Origin of the sequence: Priestia megaterium NBRC 15308 = ATCC 14581, from assembly GCF_000832985.1 — a bacterium.
Taxonomy (GTDB): Bacteria; Bacillota; Bacilli; order Bacillales; family Bacillaceae_H; genus Priestia; species Priestia megaterium.
The window spans coordinates 2472683-2489174 of record NZ_CP009920.1; the positions used below are offsets into that span (position 1 = coordinate 2472683).

15 protein-coding genes are annotated in these 16492 nt (G+C 38.0%); 10 read left to right on the forward strand and 5 right to left on the reverse strand.

Going from position 1 to position 16492, the window contains the following annotated elements; all coding sequences use genetic code 11:
* Positions 1–3: 3 nt before the first annotated feature.
* Complete coding sequence (locus BG04_RS13295) at positions 4–480, reverse strand: hypothetical protein (RefSeq protein WP_013081504.1); 477 nt, start codon at positions 478–480, stop codon at positions 4–6.
* 288 nt (positions 481–768) lie between these two features.
* Between BG04_RS13295 and BG04_RS13300 the strand changes: the two genes are divergently transcribed.
* Together BG04_RS13300 and BG04_RS13305 are read left to right on the forward strand one after the other, a co-directional pair.
* Positions 769–1923, forward strand: coding sequence for an endonuclease (locus BG04_RS13300; protein WP_034654756.1), 1155 nt, complete (start codon positions 769–771; stop codon positions 1921–1923).
* A gap of 104 nt (positions 1924–2027) precedes the next feature.
* Positions 2028–3665 carry a family 14 glycosylhydrolase gene (locus tag BG04_RS13305; protein WP_034654758.1) on the forward strand — a complete coding sequence of 546 codons (1638 nt, stop codon included), beginning with the start codon at positions 2028–2030 and terminating at the stop codon, positions 3663–3665.
* A gap of 49 nt (positions 3666–3714) precedes the next feature.
* On the opposite strand, the gene msrA is transcribed toward BG04_RS13305, so the two are convergent.
* Entirely contained in the window at positions 3715–4230 is a 516-nt protein-coding gene (gene msrA / locus BG04_RS13310; RefSeq protein ID WP_034654759.1) for a peptide-methionine (S)-S-oxide reductase MsrA, read from the reverse strand.
* A gap of 368 nt (positions 4231–4598) precedes the next feature.
* Between msrA and BG04_RS13315 the strand changes: the two genes are divergently transcribed.
* Positions 4599–5936, forward strand: a complete 1338-nt coding sequence (locus tag BG04_RS13315; protein WP_034654761.1) for an ATP-binding protein — start codon at positions 4599–4601, stop codon at positions 5934–5936.
* A 163-nt stretch (positions 5937–6099) separates the two neighbouring features.
* A complete protein-coding gene (locus BG04_RS13320) occupies positions 6100–6996 on the forward strand; it encodes a hypothetical protein (RefSeq protein WP_034654764.1) in 897 nt (298 codons plus the stop codon).
* A 194-nt stretch (positions 6997–7190) separates the two neighbouring features.
* Here the strand turns inward: BG04_RS13320 and BG04_RS13325 are convergent, their stop codons facing one another.
* Positions 7191–8747, reverse strand: a complete 1557-nt coding sequence (locus BG04_RS13325; RefSeq protein WP_034654765.1) for an ABC-F family ATP-binding cassette domain-containing protein — start codon at positions 8745–8747, stop codon at positions 7191–7193.
* Positions 8748–9008: 261 nt separating this feature from the next.
* On the opposite strand from BG04_RS13325, the gene BG04_RS13330 reads away from it, so the two are divergent.
* Both BG04_RS13330 and BG04_RS13335 read left to right on the forward strand, forming a co-directional pair.
* Positions 9009–9941: a D-2-hydroxyacid dehydrogenase gene (locus BG04_RS13330; RefSeq protein ID WP_034654767.1), complete on the forward strand. Its 933-nt coding sequence runs from the start codon at positions 9009–9011 to the stop codon at positions 9939–9941.
* Between the two features lie 99 nt (positions 9942–10040).
* Positions 10041–11126: a nitric oxide synthase oxygenase gene (locus BG04_RS13335; RefSeq protein WP_034654769.1), complete on the forward strand. Its 1086-nt coding sequence runs from the start codon at positions 10041–10043 to the stop codon at positions 11124–11126.
* Positions 11127–11174: 48 nt separating this feature from the next.
* Here BG04_RS13335 and BG04_RS29700 read toward each other — a convergent pair whose 3' ends face one another.
* The gene (locus BG04_RS29700; RefSeq protein ID WP_080743110.1) at positions 11175–11306 is read right to left on the reverse strand and encodes a YflJ family protein; all 132 of its coding nucleotides are present in this window, start codon (positions 11304–11306) and stop codon (positions 11175–11177) included.
* 172 nt (positions 11307–11478) lie between these two features.
* The gene (locus BG04_RS13340) at positions 11479–11928 is read right to left on the reverse strand and encodes an RrF2 family transcriptional regulator (RefSeq protein ID WP_034654771.1); all 450 of its coding nucleotides are present in this window, start codon (positions 11926–11928) and stop codon (positions 11479–11481) included.
* 216 nt (positions 11929–12144) lie between these two features.
* Between BG04_RS13340 and hmpA the strand changes: the two genes are divergently transcribed.
* The 4 genes from hmpA to BG04_RS13360 all read left to right on the forward strand — a co-directional run bounded on the left by hmpA (position 12145) and on the right by BG04_RS13360 (position 16450).
* Positions 12145–13326, forward strand: coding sequence for an NO-inducible flavohemoprotein (gene hmpA, locus BG04_RS13345; protein WP_034654773.1), 1182 nt, complete (start codon positions 12145–12147; stop codon positions 13324–13326).
* A 72-nt stretch (positions 13327–13398) separates the two neighbouring features.
* Positions 13399–14688: a lysine N(6)-hydroxylase/L-ornithine N(5)-oxygenase family protein gene (locus tag BG04_RS13350; protein ID WP_013081516.1), complete on the forward strand. Its 1290-nt coding sequence runs from the start codon at positions 13399–13401 to the stop codon at positions 14686–14688.
* Positions 14689–14831: 143 nt separating this feature from the next.
* Entirely contained in the window at positions 14832–15344 is a 513-nt protein-coding gene (locus tag BG04_RS13355) for a type 1 glutamine amidotransferase domain-containing protein (protein WP_013081517.1), read from the forward strand.
* A gap of 359 nt (positions 15345–15703) precedes the next feature.
* Positions 15704–16450 carry a CAP domain-containing protein gene (locus BG04_RS13360; protein ID WP_034654774.1) on the forward strand — a complete coding sequence of 249 codons (747 nt, stop codon included), beginning with the start codon at positions 15704–15706 and terminating at the stop codon, positions 16448–16450.
* Positions 16451–16492 lie beyond the last annotated feature (42 nt).

Genomic DNA, 16492 nt, shown 5'->3' on the forward strand with positions numbered 1-16492 from the left:
AGCTTATAGGCGGCGGAAGCCTTCTTCAAACAAATAATCTTCTGCTTCTTCGTAAGATAGAAATGCTGCCTCTAAATTCAAGCCAGAATAAACATTCCACAGATCATCTTCATGAACAAGTAAAAGCGTTGCATTGTCTGGGCCGTTCCAGCGCTGTTCATTTCCATTCCCTACAATAGCTTCTTCTCTAGCTGTATCAGGAAGGGTTGACAAAGATTCAATAGAAGCTTCAATAATTGAGCGAAGCTCTTCTTCTGTATAATCACGGATATTTACAAGACCTTTGTCATTTGTTTCATATCCTTTTAAAAACCCTCCATATACAAATCCATTTCCGTTAGGATGCAGATGATGCACAACAACCGTTTTATCGTACACGCTTTCTTCATAATGAAAATTCACGCGTCCTAAAGATACATCTTTTCGATGCAGCTCTGGAAACGATGAAATAATAGCTAATTTTTCGTCAAAACTAAGCATACACAATCCTCATTTCTATTTAAATCATTTCATTTTCTGAAATGGTATAAGCTCTTTTACGATTCGGTTGATTATACCATATATAAAGAAAGACACATAATGCTTTTTCCAATGTGGACTTTTAAAAATATAACCCTTCGCATAAAGTGGCCGTCACTGTAAAGAAGAATACATCTTTTTCACTATAAAACTTAACAAAAAAGAGGCAGGGAATTCACAGTGAAAAAATAATATAAAGAGGTAGAAGAAAACTAGTTTTCAAACCTATCATATAGGAGGAATAAAAAAGTGAAATTATACGCTCTGTGTAAAAAAACATGGGCAATATCCCTGCTTGTTTTTGTTCTTTTAGTGAGCTTAACTCCTGTTAGTCAAGCAGCCGCATTTTTATCTGTTGCACAAGCTCTTGAGAATCAAAACAATAGTGTACAAACGGTCAAAGGATATGTAGTAGGTCAACCTACAGGCACATCTACAGTTATTACGAACAATTACCCAAACGATTATGCACTTGCTCTTGCTGACAGCTCAAATGAAACCAATACAGACAAGATGGTGTACGTTCAAATTCCTTCAAATTTGCGAAGTACATTTGGACTTCAAAGTCACTCGGAGTTAAGAGGGAAAAGTCTTACTGTTACGGGCACACTCACTCCTTATTTTTCACACCCAGGAATAAAATCAGTTACTTCTATCAGTACAGAAACAGGAGGAACTGATCCGGCTCCAGATCCCACAGAGCCAACCGTTCCAGTAGAAGACTACTATCGTACTGCAGCTGAAAAAACAGGAAACAGCTTAAAGACAGAGCTTCATAACATTATTGATCATCACACAGAACTGTCGTATTCAGCCGTATGGGAAGCTTTAAAGAAAACGGATGAAGATCCAGCTAACGCAAATAACGTTATTTTGCTCTACACAGGGCGTTCACAGGCTAAGAGTACAAATGGAGGCGGAGTGGACGATTGGAACCGTGAGCACGTCTGGGCAAAGTCTCACGGGGATTTTGGAACAGCTATGGGACCTGGAACAGATCTTCATCACTTACGTCCAACCGATGTATCTGTAAACAGTACGAGAGGAAACTTAGATTTTGATAACGGAGGGACGGAACATAGCGAAGCACTCGGAAATTATTTTGACAGTGATTCATGGGAACCTCGAGATGAAGTAAAAGGCGACGTGGCTCGTATGTTGTTTTATATGGCCGTGCGCTATGAAGGCGATGTAAGTGATGAGCCTGACTTAGAACTTAACAACACAGTGAATAATGGCACTGCTCCTTATCACGGGAAATTATCTGTGCTTCTTCAATGGAATGCCCAAGACCCAGTAGATGATCGAGAACGACGTAGAAATGACATTATTTATTCAGACTATCAGCATAACCGCAATCCTTTTATTGACCATCCTGAATGGGTGAATGAGATTTGGAACTAATGAAGAAGGCGTCCTGGCGGGGCGTCTTTTTTTATAAAAGAAAAAGGAAAAAACTAAAATCCGCCGAATACCTATAGGTGATTTTGAAAAAATGGAGGGAAGATATGAAACAGCTATGTAAAAAAGGGTTGGCTTTCGTTTTGATGTTTATTTTTGTTAACGCTTTCATTTTGAGTCCAATTAACGGAGCGGCTGCCGTAGATGGAAAATCAATGAATCCAGGTTACAAAACCTATTTAATGGCGCCTTTAAAAAAGGTAACAGACTATACAACATGGGAAGCGTTTGAGAACGATTTACGCAAAGCGAAACAAAATGGATTTTATGCAGTGACAGTAGACTTCTGGTGGGGAGATATGGAGAAAAACGGCGATCAGCAGTTCGATTTTTCCTATGCGCAGCGCTTTGCTCAAGCAGCTCGTAATGCAGGTATAAAGATCGTTCCTATTATTTCTACTCATCAGTGTGGAGGCAATGTAGGAGATGATTGTAACGTTCCGCTTCCATCTTGGGTATGGAACTTAAAAAGTGATGACAGCCTTTACTTTGAATCTGAAACAGGTACGACAAATAAAGAAACGCTAAGCCCGCTTGCAACGGACGTTATTTCTAAGCAATACGGAGAGCTCTACACTGCATTTGCGCAAGCGTTAGCACCTTATAAAGACGTGATTGCTAAAATCTATTTATCAGGAGGCCCTGCAGGTGAAATTCGTTATCCGTCTTATACAGCAGCAGACGGAACCGGCTATCCGTCTAGAGGGAAATTTCAAGTGTATACGAACTTCGCCAAAAGCAAGTTTCAATCATATGCTTTGACTAAATACGGTTCACTCGCCGGCATTAATCAAGCATGGGGAACCAATTTAACGTCTGCATCGCAAATTTTACCACCATCAGATGGCTATCAGTTCTTAAAAGATGGTTATTCAACAGCTTATGGAAAAGATTTCTTAGCATGGTATCAAGGAGCTTTGGAAGATCATACAAAACGTATTGGACAGTTAGCTCATCAGGCTTTTGATTCCACCTTTAACGTACCAATCGGTGCAAAAGTGGCAGGAATTCATTGGCAGTATAACAATCCCACGATTCCTCATGCTGCAGAAAAACCTGCTGGATATAATGATTACAACGCGCTTTTAGATGCGTTTAAAATAGCTAAATTAGATATAACGTTTACGTGCTTAGAAATGACGGACAGCGGAAATTATCCGGAATATTCTATGCCAAAGACGCTTGTACGCCAGGTAGCAGGTATTGCGAATGCAAAAGGAGTTGTTTTAAACGGGGAAAATGCTTTAACTATAGGCAGTGAAGATCAATATAAAAAAGCAGCTGAAATGGCCTTTAACTATAATTTTGCAGGATTTACTTTGCTTCGTTTCTACGATGTTATTAACAATGATACGCTGATGGGGCAATTTAAAAATACGTTGGGCGTTACACCACTTGCGCAAACGGTTGTAGTAAAAAATGCGCCAACTGCATTAGGAGAAACGGTTTATATTGTTGGAGACAGAGCTGAGCTAGGTCAGTGGGATACGTCCATTTATCCAATTAAATTAACATATAATTCATCTACAGCTGATTGGAGAGGCACCGTCCATTTTCCTGCGAGTCAAAATGTTCAATTTAAAGCAATTGTGAAGAGAGCTGATGGATCGTTAAAAGCATGGCAGCCTTCGCAGCAATATTGGAGCGTGCCGTCAACAACAACGACTTATACAGATAATTGGTAAAACAAAGCCGCATAGCAAACGCTATGCGGCTTTGTTTTGAACACAAGAATTATTTCCAGTTCGTTTCAATAAATTCATCTCGACCAGACTTAGCGCGGTCTTCTTTATAATGCTTTGGATTTTTCTTGTGAAAATCTTGGTGATACTCTTCGGCTTCATAAAACGTAGAGGCAGGAAGAATGCTTGTTACGATTGGTTTTTTAAAACGTCCGCTTTCTGCGACCTCTAGCTTCGTCTCTTCAGCTGCTTGTTTTTGGCTGTCGTTATGGTAAAAAATTGCTGTTCGATATTGCGAGCCGCGATCTTGAAATTGACCTCCGTTATCTGTTGGATCAATTTGCGGCCAATAAAGATCTAATAAACGTTTATACGGAAACACTTCGGGGTCAAATGTGATTTGAACCACTTCGTAGTAACCGCTTGTTCCAGATTTTACTTGCTCATAAGTAGGGTTATCCACAGTTCCCCCCATATATCCTGATACAATGCCGTGAATACCTTCTAGCTCTTCAAAAGGTGTAACCATACACCAGAAACATCCACCTGCAAATGTAGCTTTTTCCATACGTAATCCCTCACTTAATCCGTTGTTATGAAGGGTATTATAACAAATTTATATTAAAACAGCTAGAAAAGGGTTTGTAGTCTGTGTAAAAGCTGTGGATAAAGGTGAATATCCACAGCTTTTACACAATAAACTCGACTGTTTTGAAGATTGAAAAATGAAGGAGAGAATAAAGAAAAAATGATAGAATAGATAAGATGTATATATCGTTTTAGAAGAAATTGCATAACAGAAGTACAATCTACGGACTGGACTTTGGGGTGCTGATGGCATCTAGATAAATAAAGTTAGTACGTTAGTAACAAGAGGTAAGAAACAGCATATTCGCGCTGTTAAATAAATATACAAAGATAATAGGAGAGTTGAATATGTTACAAGATAATCTCATCCTAGAGCACTATGGATTAAACGAATTAAATTTTGATACGATCAAAAGCTATCGGGATCGGTTTGCTGAAGTAAAACCAGCTCATCCTTGGAATGCGCTTGAAACAAAGGAGTTTTTATACAAGGTAGGAGCTTGGGGAAAGGTTAGAGATACCCATAAAGAAGGAGTCACACTCGCAGGCCTGCTTTTATTCAGTGAAGAACGGATTATCACAGAAGTTTTACCACAATACTTTTTAGAATACCGGGAAAGTAAAGGGAACGAAGAATGGACAGAGCGCTTTACCTCTCAAGACGGGACGTGGTCAGGAAATATTTTTGATTTTTATTTTCATATTCATGAAATTGTTCGTAATAGCGAACCTCAGCCGTCAATCGCTTCCTCTTTAACAGAAGTTTTGATTAATATGCTTATTCATGCAGATTATAATGGCGAGGGCGGCGTTATTTTAGAAAAGCAACCTTCTCATTACGTTTTTTCTAATCCAGGTCTTTTGTTAGTACCTACAGATTCAGTTTTTAGCAATACCGTTAGTCAGCTTCGAAATCCAAATATCGTTAAGCTATTCAGTTTACTAGGACTATGTGAACGTTCGGGCTCTGGTTTGAAAAAAGTAAAGCAAAATTGGAGCCTGCATCATTATAAAACGCCAGCTATTGATCAAGATGTTTCTATGCATCGTACAGTGGTCACGTTATCTTTGTCCACTCAAGAAAGACAGGTAAGTTCTTCTGAAAAAGACACTTATCATACGTCTGCAACTGATTCGGGAAATAATTTTAAAGATGTCGAAAAATATCAAAATACACCTGAAAACAATGTCGAAATTGACTCCTATAATAAAAATAATTACTCCTATAATAAAGGATTAATAGAGGAGTTTAAGTCATATAATAACGATGTTAACTCCTTTAATAAGGAAGATAACTGCTATAATAATGAGAGTAACTTATATAATAACGATGTTAACTCCTATATTAATAACCACAACTCCTATAATAATGAGCAAGAAGAGGATTCTTCTAATTTGGTAAATGTAGAGAATATTGATACGAAGCTATGGGATATTGCAGCGCTGGCTCGTGAAAAAAAACGGCTTTCGCCGAATCAGATGGAACATATTATTCTTGAGTTATGTAAAGAAAAACCGCTCATGCTTAAAGAGTTTGCTTATTTACTAGAAAGAACGCCGGATGGAGTACGTAATAATTATTTAACAAAGCTATTACGAAAAGGACAATTACAGTTGAAATATCCAAATCAGCCAAACCATCCAAAACAGGCATATTTATTTAATAAGAAAGATATAGAGAAATAAATCAAGCAACCGATAGAACATATAGAGATTAAGCTGCAAAAAATTGATAAGGAGGAGTTTGCTAAAAGCTACAGATTTAAGGGGGAAATTCAGCATAAAGTTGTGCCAAGCTGTCAGACTCTCTTTATATGAGTTCTGGCTCGTATAAAGGAGGAAAAAGAGTGTGAAAAGCAAGTGCGTTCTTATTTTTCTGGTGGTTATATGGCTGTTTAATATGGGGAAAGGAATAGGATGTGGATCAAAGGTGAATGCAGAGATAAATATACCGCTGTCGACGTGGGTGTGGGATACAAAGAAATGGATGCTGAACCAAGAAGCTATCCTCGAAAAGCTTCAAGAAAAAAAGGTGACAAACGTTTATTTACAAATTGATACTCATCTTTCACCTTCCGTATATCGGCATTTTATCCAACAAGCACAAGCCCAGGGCATAAGTGTTTACGCACTTGACGGCGCTCCTTATTGGATAGGGCCTTCTGGTATAGAAGAGCAGGAAGCATTTTTTAATTGGATAACAGCTTACCAAGCACAAGCAGACGAGCCACAGCAATTTTTAGGGGTTCATTTGGATGTAGAGCCTTATTTGTATAAAAGTTGGGAAAATAATCGAGCGAAAAGTATTCTGCAGTATCAATATGTTATTTCTCAAGCCGCTGTACAGTCTCATGAGTTACACTTGCCGCTTGCTGTAGATATACCGTTTTGGTTTGACGAAGTTCCATTCAAAAATAGCAACGGTTCCGGTTTGCTGGGGCGGTGGATTATTCAGTACGCTGATGAAGTCACAATTATGGCGTACCGAAACCACGCAGATAAAGAAAACGGTATTGCTGAAATAACAGAAAATGAACGCAAGTGGGGACGTGTACTATCTACTCCGATTGAAATAGGGGTGGAAACGATGGCTTCAGATGAAGGAGAATACATTTCTTTTTCTGCTAAAGGAGAAGAAAAGATGATGCAAGAGCTGGATATGTTGCTTACGGAGTGTCAAGCTGAAAATCCTCCAAGCAGTATAGCTGTTCATCATTTTGATAGCTGGCTACAGATGAAGCCATGACAACGAAAAGACCGCTGCATCGCTGCAGCGGCCTTTTTGGGTTTAGGGAGTATAGATACAATATAGCCATTTTCTTAAAGGACTATACATAAAAAAAGTAACCATTTAAAAAATGGCTACTCACACAAAGGGGGGGAACTTAATCTTATCATTCCCACTTTTTCTAAAAGATATGCCTCTTTTAACCCGTTTTTTTAAAATAATTTAGTCGTCCAAGATTCGCAGTTCCACACGTCTGTGACAACATCTTGATAAAATTCAGGTTCGTGGCAAATAATTAAGATACTTCCTTTGTATTCTTTTAAAGCTCGTTTTAATTCATCTTTCGCATCTACATCTAAGTGGTTTGTAGGCTCATCCAGTACAAGAATGTTGGTTTCATTGTTAATTAGCTTACATAGACGAACTTTTGCTTTTTCTCCACCGCTTAGAACTTCTACTTTACTTTCAATATGTTTTGTTGTTAAGCCGCATTTAGCTAAAGCTGCGCGAATCTCGTATTGGGTAAAGTGAGAAAACTCATTCCATACTTCTTCAATACACGTATTGTAATTAGCGGTTTTGATTTCTTGTTCAAAATAGCCAATATGCTGGTAATCTCCTTTTTCTACAGAGCCTGAAATCGGTTTGATTTCTCCTAAAATACTTTTTAAAAGAGTTGTTTTCCCGATTCCATTTGCTCCTACAAGGGCAATCTTTTGACCTCGCTCCATTTTTAAATTCAGTGGCTTAGAAAGCGGCTCTTCGTATCCAATGACTAAATCAGATGTTTCAAAAATTAATTTGCTTGAAGTACGAGCACCCTTAAAGTTAAACTCTGGTTTTGGACGCTCCTGAGCTAGTTCAATTACTTCCATTTTATCGAGCTTTTTTTGACGGGACATGGCCATATTTCGTGTCGACACACGGGCTTTGTTTCTCGCTACGAAATCTTTTAAATCTGCCATTTCTTGCTGTTGTTTTTTATACGCTGCTTCAAGCTGCTGTTTTTTCATCTCATATACTTTCATAAAATCGTCGTAGTCTCCTACATAGCGATTTAACTCTTGGTTTTCCATATGATAAATTAAATTGATCACGCTATTTAAAAATGGAAGATCGTGAGAAATTAAAATAAAGGCATTTTCATATTCTTGCAAGTAGCGTCGCAGCCACTCAATATGCTGTTCATCCAAGTAGTTTGTAGGCTCATCAAGTAAAAGAATTTCTGGTTTTTCAAGCAGCAGTTTGGCTAATAATACTTTCGTACGCTGTCCGCCGCTTAAATCCTGTACATCGCGATCTAAGCCGATATCTTCTAATCCTAATCCGCGTGCAATTTCTTCGACTTTCGCATCGATAACATAAAAGTCATTGTTTGTTAAGAGGTCTTGAAGCGTACCGACTTCTTCTAATAGTTTTTCGAGTTCTTCTGGTGATACCTCCGCCATTTTCTCGTAGAGGCCATTCATTTGAGCTTCTAAATCAAATAAGTATTGAAAAGCACTTTTTAGTACATCACGAATAGAAAGGCCGCGCTCTAATGCTGTGTGCTGATCTAAATAGCCAACGCGCACTTTTTTAGACCATTCTACTTTTCCAGCATCCGGTTCTAGCTTGCCTGTAATGATGTTCATAAATGTTGATTTACCTTCGCCGTTTGCTCCAATTAAGCCGACGTGTTCACCTTTTAACAATCGAAATGATACATCGTTAAAAATCGCACGGTCACCAAAACCATGGCTTAGATTTTTTACGTTTAATACACTCATGCTGACACACCTTTTCTTTTAAAATATCTATCGTACGTTTCGTTATAAACAAATTGATTCATAACGATTATAGCGAACTTATATACATAAATCCATATGAGTTTTCCAGCCTTGAAAGTCATATAAAATTCACTCGCGTCTTCCTTTCACTTCATTCATACTATATATATCAATGTAGAAAATCCTTCATGACGAAGGGACGGTTATATCGAATCATTCAAATAAAGTATATAAAAGAATAAAAAGGCAGGGGGAAAAGAAATGAACATTCATACGATACTAGTGGCAGGAAGAATGCATAAAGAGCTGGAGGAGATAATCAAACAAAAGCAGCTGCCTCAGACGTTTCGATTTATGGAAGAGCAAGACGTGACAATTGAAGATTTAAACTGGGCTGACGCGCTTTTATCCTTCGGTCCAACGAATTGCTTTGAAGACCATAGCTTTAAATGGATTCATTCTCTCGGCGCAGGAGTCGATCGGTTCTTAGAAAGCGGTAATTGGAAAAAGAGTGTGATGTTAACACGTACGGTTTGTTCATTCGGTCAGCGAATCAGTGAATATTGTCTTAGCTATATGCTAGCTGAACTTCAGCACCACGCACAGTTTCAGCATCAGCAAAAACAAAAGCAGTGGAAAGTGATAGAGCCTAAGCAGCTTTCTACTCAAACGGTCATAATTTACGGAACAGGTGAAATCGGCGGGCGTCTTGCAGCCGTTTTAAAATCTTTTGGTGTACGAGTAATGGGTGTATCTAAAAGTGGAAATGAAAAGCCGTCATTTGATCAAGTGGTCTCGATTTCGAAGGAAAAAGAATTGCTAAAAGAAGCCGATTGGATTATTAGTACAATGCCGCTAACACATGAAACAAAAAGCTACTTTGATCCAAAATGGATGAATGTAGTTGAAAGTGCATACTTTATAAATGTTGGACGAGGAGCAACTGTAGATGAAAATGCGTTAGTAGAGGCTATTGAGCAAAAACGTATTCGAAAAGCATACATAGACGTGTTTGAGCATGAGCCGTTAACGAAAGAATCGTCTTGGTGGGATCATTCAAACATCATCATAACACCTCATATTTCAGCGGTGACTACGCCTGAAGAAGCCGTCAGGTGCTTTGTTGAAACGCTGCAAAAAGTTGAGCAAGGCGGATTGCCTTCTAACTTGGTTAATATTGAAAGAGGCTATTAAAGCATTATGATGCGCGTTTCCGCTATGAGAATGGTATACTGAAACTTGCTTTTCTTGAACGAAAAGAATGAAATCTGTTCTTCTAGGGGGGAACAAACGTTGAAGCAAGAAGAATTATTTGAACAAGCACGTGTATTTATAGAGACGTGTTACGCTGAACTTGAAAAAAGCGAAGCGGATAAAAACAAGCGGTTAAAAGAAATCCATCAGCAAATTATGTCACTCGGACATTATGATCATACATTTGAAGAGTTAGAGCACGGAGCTCGTATGGCTTGGAGAAACAGCAATAAATGTATCGGCCGACTATTTTGGCACTCGCTCAATGTATTTGATAAGCGAGATGCGAACACAGTTGAAGAGATAAGAGACGCCCTGTTTCACCATATTGAATATGCAACAAATGACGGGAAAATCCGGCCTACTATTACGGTGTTTAAACCGAAAATGAAAGCAAAAGAGCCGGTTAGAATATGGAATCATCAGCTAATCCGCTATGCGGGGTATGAGACTGAAGACGGTACGATAGGAGATCCTGATTCTGTTGCGTTCACGGAGGTTTGCCGAAATTTGGGGTGGGAAGGTGAGAAAACTCACTTCGATGTTCTTCCTCTAGTCCTGCAAGTGAACGAAGGGTCGCCTCGATGTTTTGATATTCCAAAACATTTAGTGAAAGAAGTAGCTATTACGCATCCAGAACTTCCTGAATTTGAAGACTTACAGTTAAAATGGTACGCTGTCCCGATGATTTCAGATATGAAGCTAGAAATTGGAGGGATTGATTACGTCGCAGCACCGTTTAATGGATGGTACATGGGGACTGAGATTGGGGCGCGAAATTTAGCGGATACGTATCGTTATAACCAACTTCCCAAAATAGCTTCTATGATGGAATTGAACATGGATTACAACGCGACGCTTTGGAAGGACAAAGCTCTTGTTGAATTAAACGTTGCAGTGCTTTCTTCTTTTAAACGAGAAGGCGTTAGCATTGTAGACCATCACACCGCTGCTCAGCAATTTCACTTGTTTGAAGAAAGAGAGCAAAAAAATGGCCGCGAAGTGACTGGGAACTGGACGTGGTTGATTCCGCCGGTTTCGCCAGCTACCATGCATATTTTTCATAAGCCTTATAAAAATAAAGTATTATCACCAAATTATTTTTATCAAGACGCTGCTTATTAAATGAACAAAAAAGAGAGTACGCATTTGTACTCTCTTATTACACGTTAATTAATTTTTGTGTGTATCAAGCAAGTTAGCAAGTACATAGGTTTTGTACTTTTCTACTTTGCGGCCTTCGTGGTTGCGAACTCCTCGTTTCTTAAGTTCCTCAACATACCAACCTTTGCTTCCTACGTGCATACTCAAACACCCTTTCGTCATTTTTTAGGATGAACAGAATGAGGTTCATTGTCTGCTCGAATGGAGACATCTTGTCTTTCCAATACGTGCCTCATTGTAACATCTTTTATTTTATGATGAAAGGGAAAAAGGTTAAAAAAACGAGAATGATTTCAAGTGAATTTTAGTTTACTCATTCCTCGTTTTTTTGAGATAGAAGGAGGAGGTTTAAATCATCTTTATTTTGAATTAGATCTTCTAGCGTATATTGATCTAACACCTTAATGAAGGCTTGCATGGCTTCATGTAAAACATTTTTTAACTTACAGACGGGGCTAATAATGCAGAAGTTTCCTTCACGGTCAAAACATTCAACGATATGAAAATCTTCTTCTGTTTGACGTACCACTTTTCCAATATTAATGTCTTTTGGAAGCTGAGCTAAACGAATACCGCCGTTTCGTCCTCGGATCGTTTCAATTAAGCCAAGTTTTCCAAGCTCGTGAATGATTTTCATAAGATGGTTTTTTGAAATATTATACGCTTCAGCAATTTCTTTTATATTGCTTAGTTTATTATTATCGCGAACGCCTAAATATAATAAAACTCGCAGTGAGTAATCTGTATATTGTGTGAGCCTCATCTTTTTACCTCTTCTCTTATCAGCAGCTGATATATCTATAATAGCATGTCTATATCTAAGAAATACAGAAAGAATGCTCTCATTTTTGACAGGGTGAATTTGTGAACATTTCTTTAAATATGTATATAAAATATATCTTTTTAAGTAGGGTATGAGTATTATAAAGATGTATTAAAAATATATCTTTTAAAAATGAATCTTTCGGAGGCGAAAGTTATGAAACAAACAACTATTTCTATTGTAAAAAGTACAGTTCCTGTTTTAGAACAGCATGGTCAAGCAATTACAACTCGTTTTTATGAGATGCTTTTTGAACAGTATCCTTCTTTAAAAAATGTATTCAACCAAACAAATCAAAAAACAGGCCGTCAGCAAATGGCGTTAGCTAATACAGTTTATGCCGCTGCGCAGTACATCGATCGGCTTGAAACGCTGCTTCCAGTTGTAAAGCAAATCGCTCATAAACACCGCAGTATTGGCGTAAAAGCAGAGCACTATCCAATTGTCGGAGAGTTCTTATTAAAAGCAATTAAAGATGTTTTAAAAGAAGCTGCGACCGATGAGATTATGGAAGCTTGGAAAGAAGCATACGGTGCCATTGCGGACGTGTTCATAAGTGTGGAGCAAGAATTATATGAAGAAGCCGAAGAAAAAGGATGGAAAGATTATAAAAAACTAATGGTTCATAAAAAAGTAATAGAAGCAGAAGACGTGTACTCGTTTTATTTAGTATCACCTGATCAAAAAGCGCTGCCTGCTTTTCTGCCAGGTCAGTATGTCAGTGTACGAATTCCTGGTCAAGAGTATTTATCCATTCGTCAGTACAGCTTATCTGGCTATCCAAACCAACCATACTATAAAATTACGGTGAAAAAAGAAAAGCAAATGGAAGACGGGGTCGTGTCAACTTATTTACATGACCAATTGAAAGAAGGAGACTTGCTTGAAGTCAGCGTTCCAGCAGGAGATTTTGTCTTAAAAGAAAATAGTAAATCAGTATTTATCAGCGGAGGTGTAGGAATTACTCCAATGATGTCAATGCTTCATCAAGCACTGGAAAACAATCAAGAAGTAACATTTATTCACAGTGCTAAAAATGAGCAGTTTCATGCAATGAAACAAGAGCTTCAATTGTTGTCAGAGACATATAAGTTTGAACAACACGTTTTTTATAGTCAAGCGCAAACAGACCAGCATGATGAACATATAACGTATGGTCGCTTAACTAAAAAAGAGCTAGCTAAATATGCCGGCGATAAACATGCATATTATTATGTTTGTGGATCTTCTTCATTTACGCAAATGGTGTTAGAAGGCCTAGCTGAAATGGGTATTTCCCAAGAAAATATCATGTATGAATCGTTTGGCCCGAAAATGAGTATGACTCCTTCCGCATAAATGTATGGAAAAAGGGTAAAAAGCTAACAGTAGACAATACTGTTAGCTTTTTTTATGAAAGGGAGTTTAAAGATGACAAATAAGCAGTATGACATGGTGGGAATAGGAATAGGACCTTTTAATTTAGGCTTAGCGGCCCTTGCTGAGCCTATTGATGAAATTGATGCCGTCTTCTTTGATAAAGAAGAGAAATTCGAATGGCATCCGGGCATGTTAATTGACGGCACGGACTTGCAGATTCCGTTTCTAGCAGACTTAGTTACATTTGCGGATCCAACAAGCCCCTATTCTTTTCTAAATTATATTCATAAGCAAAAACGCTTGTATCCGTTCTTTTTCTTTAATCGTTTTGATATTCCGCGTCAAGAATACAACGAATACGCAAAATGGGTAGCAGAGCAGCTATCTTCCTGCCACTTTTCTTCAAAAGTTGTGGACGTGATACCGAAAAATGAAGAAGAGTATTATGAAGTAAAGGTAGAAACACCTGAGGGAATTCAAACGGTAAATGCTAAACACGTTGTAATGGGAACAGGAAGCATTCCACTTGTACCTCCGGCTTTTGAAGAAAAGCTTAATGAGCATATTTTACACAGCAGCGGCTATTTACATAAAAAAGAAGAGATTCAAAAAGGAAAGCATGTAACGATCGTTGGTTCAGGGCAAAGTGCTGCAGAGATTTTTCTTGATTTACTAGAAGAACAGACTGAACATCATTACCACCTTACATGGTTTACAAGATCTTCTAATTTTTTTCAGCTTGATCAATCCAAGCTTGCTCAAGAGTTATTTTCGCCAGACTATGTAGATTACTTTCATTCGCTGCCTTTTGAGGAACGTACAAGCACGGTAGAAGATTTAAATCCTTTACGTCATGGAATTGAATCTTCTACCTTAACGAAAATCTATGATTTACTTTATCATCGTTCACTTAAAGGAAAAGTACCCGTTACGATTCAAGCTTCGACTGAAGTAAGTGATATTCATAAAAAAGGGAATGGATATGAGCTGGAGTGCAAACAATTAAAGGCTGAACGCTCTTTTCAATACGAAGCGGATCGTTTGATATTGTCCACGGGCTATAAGCCAAAAATTTCGCCGTTCATCGAACGAATAAAAGATGATATCGAATGGGAAGATGACAAGCGTTTTAAAGTCACAAAAGATTACCGGCTTGTCTTTAAACAACCTCGTAACCACCACTTTTTTACGTTAACCAATATTGAACATTCACATGGATCTGGTGCAACAAATCTTGGTTTATCCGTTCAGCGCAATCAGCGTATTCTGAACGTGATTGCAGGGAGAGACGTGTACCCAGTTCCAGAAGAGACGACGTTCCAGACATTTAATTTGTTTTGAATTTCTTCTTTATAAAAATCTTCAATGTGGTTTTTGATTATTGTAGAAAAGTTTTTTACCCATAAACTATGTTTAAAAGAATAGTGTACGGGTATTTTATTTATAGAACATTAGTACACAAATCAATTAAGGAGTTGCTTAGAATGAGTAAGAAGATTGCAGTATTAGTAACAGATTTATTTGAAGATGTGGAATATACAGATCCAGCCAAAGCCTTTGAAGAAGAAGGCCATACGCTAACAAAAATCGATGTTAAAACAGGTGAAGTAACAGGTAAACAAGGCGAAACAACATTAACAATTGATAAAGCAATTGCGGATGTAAAACCAGAAGATTTTGACGCATTGTTTTTACCGGGAGGTTTCTCACCAGATATCTTACGTGCGGACGATCAAGTCGTAGCTTTCACAAAATCATTTATGGATGAAGGCAAACCGGTTATGGCTATCTGTCACGGACCACAGCTGCTAATTAATGCTGAAACGTTAAAAGGACGTGACGTAACTGGTTTCAAATCAATTGCTATTGATTTGAAAAATGCAGGTGCAAACTTCCATGATAAAGAAGTGGTGGTATGCGGTAATCAACTAGTTACAAGCCGTACACCAGACGATATGGAAGCATTCGTACGTGAATCAGTAAATGTCTTAAAATAAGTAAATAATATTAGTAAAACTTTCTGTAAAAGGCGATAACAGGGTGGTTTACCACTCTGCTGTCGCCTTTTTTGTATGTAACGATTTTGACGAGGAATTTACAGTTATATTACTGCATTGGATGAAACGGTTTCTAAAAGGATATGAAAACCTTTTACTATCAATAGATAGAAGCCACGTAACACAATCGAAATATTTTTTACATAAATGAAAGTATAATTTTGGTAGCTTAAAAGACGTTGCGAGTTTCATAGTTTTCATGCAACAATGAGGGTGCATCACGAGATTGGCTTGCTACAAGCTTAGATGCGTTGCGGTTTTACAAAAAAACTTTATTATCACATAGGAGGATTTCAAACATGAAGAAAAGGTTTCGTATTGCCACTGTCGCAGGTGCCGTATCATTAGGATTACTAACAGCAGGACAAGCAAATGCAGCAGCTCCTGATTGCAACACTCCAAAACAAATCACTATTAAAGATGCTCAAGCAGCACAAAATATAAATGTAGATGAGCTATTAAAGAAATTTAACGCTCAAGGACAATCTGCTCAAGCAGCAGCTCCACAACAAGAAACACAAGCACCAGAGCAAGCTGAAGCAGCTCCACAGGAACAAGCACAAGCACCAGAGAAAAGTGAAGAAGCAAAAGCTCCAGAGCAAACACAGCAAAACACAAAAGCTCAACAATCAGAAAATACTGATAAAGCAGAACAAACAAAAGATGCTAGTCAATTCGAACAAAAGGTCGTAGATTTAGTGAACCAAGAGCGTGAAAAACAAGGTTTAAAACCTCTAACACTTAACAAAAAACTAAGTGACGTTGCACGCACTAAATCAAAAGATATGATGGACAAAGGGTACTTTGACCACAATTCACCAACATATGGTTCACCATTTGATATGATGAAACAATTCGGCATTGAATATACAACTGCAGGTGAAAACATTGCAAAAGGTCAGCAATCTCCTGAAGATGTAATGAATGCTTGGATGAATAGTGACGGTCACCGCAAAAACATTCTAAACCCTGATTTCACTGAAATTGGTGTTGGATACGTAAAAGGTGATACTACGTACTGGACTCAACAATTTATCGGTAAGTAATACAAAAAGAGCAGGATATACCTGCTCTTTTTTGCGTTTTTA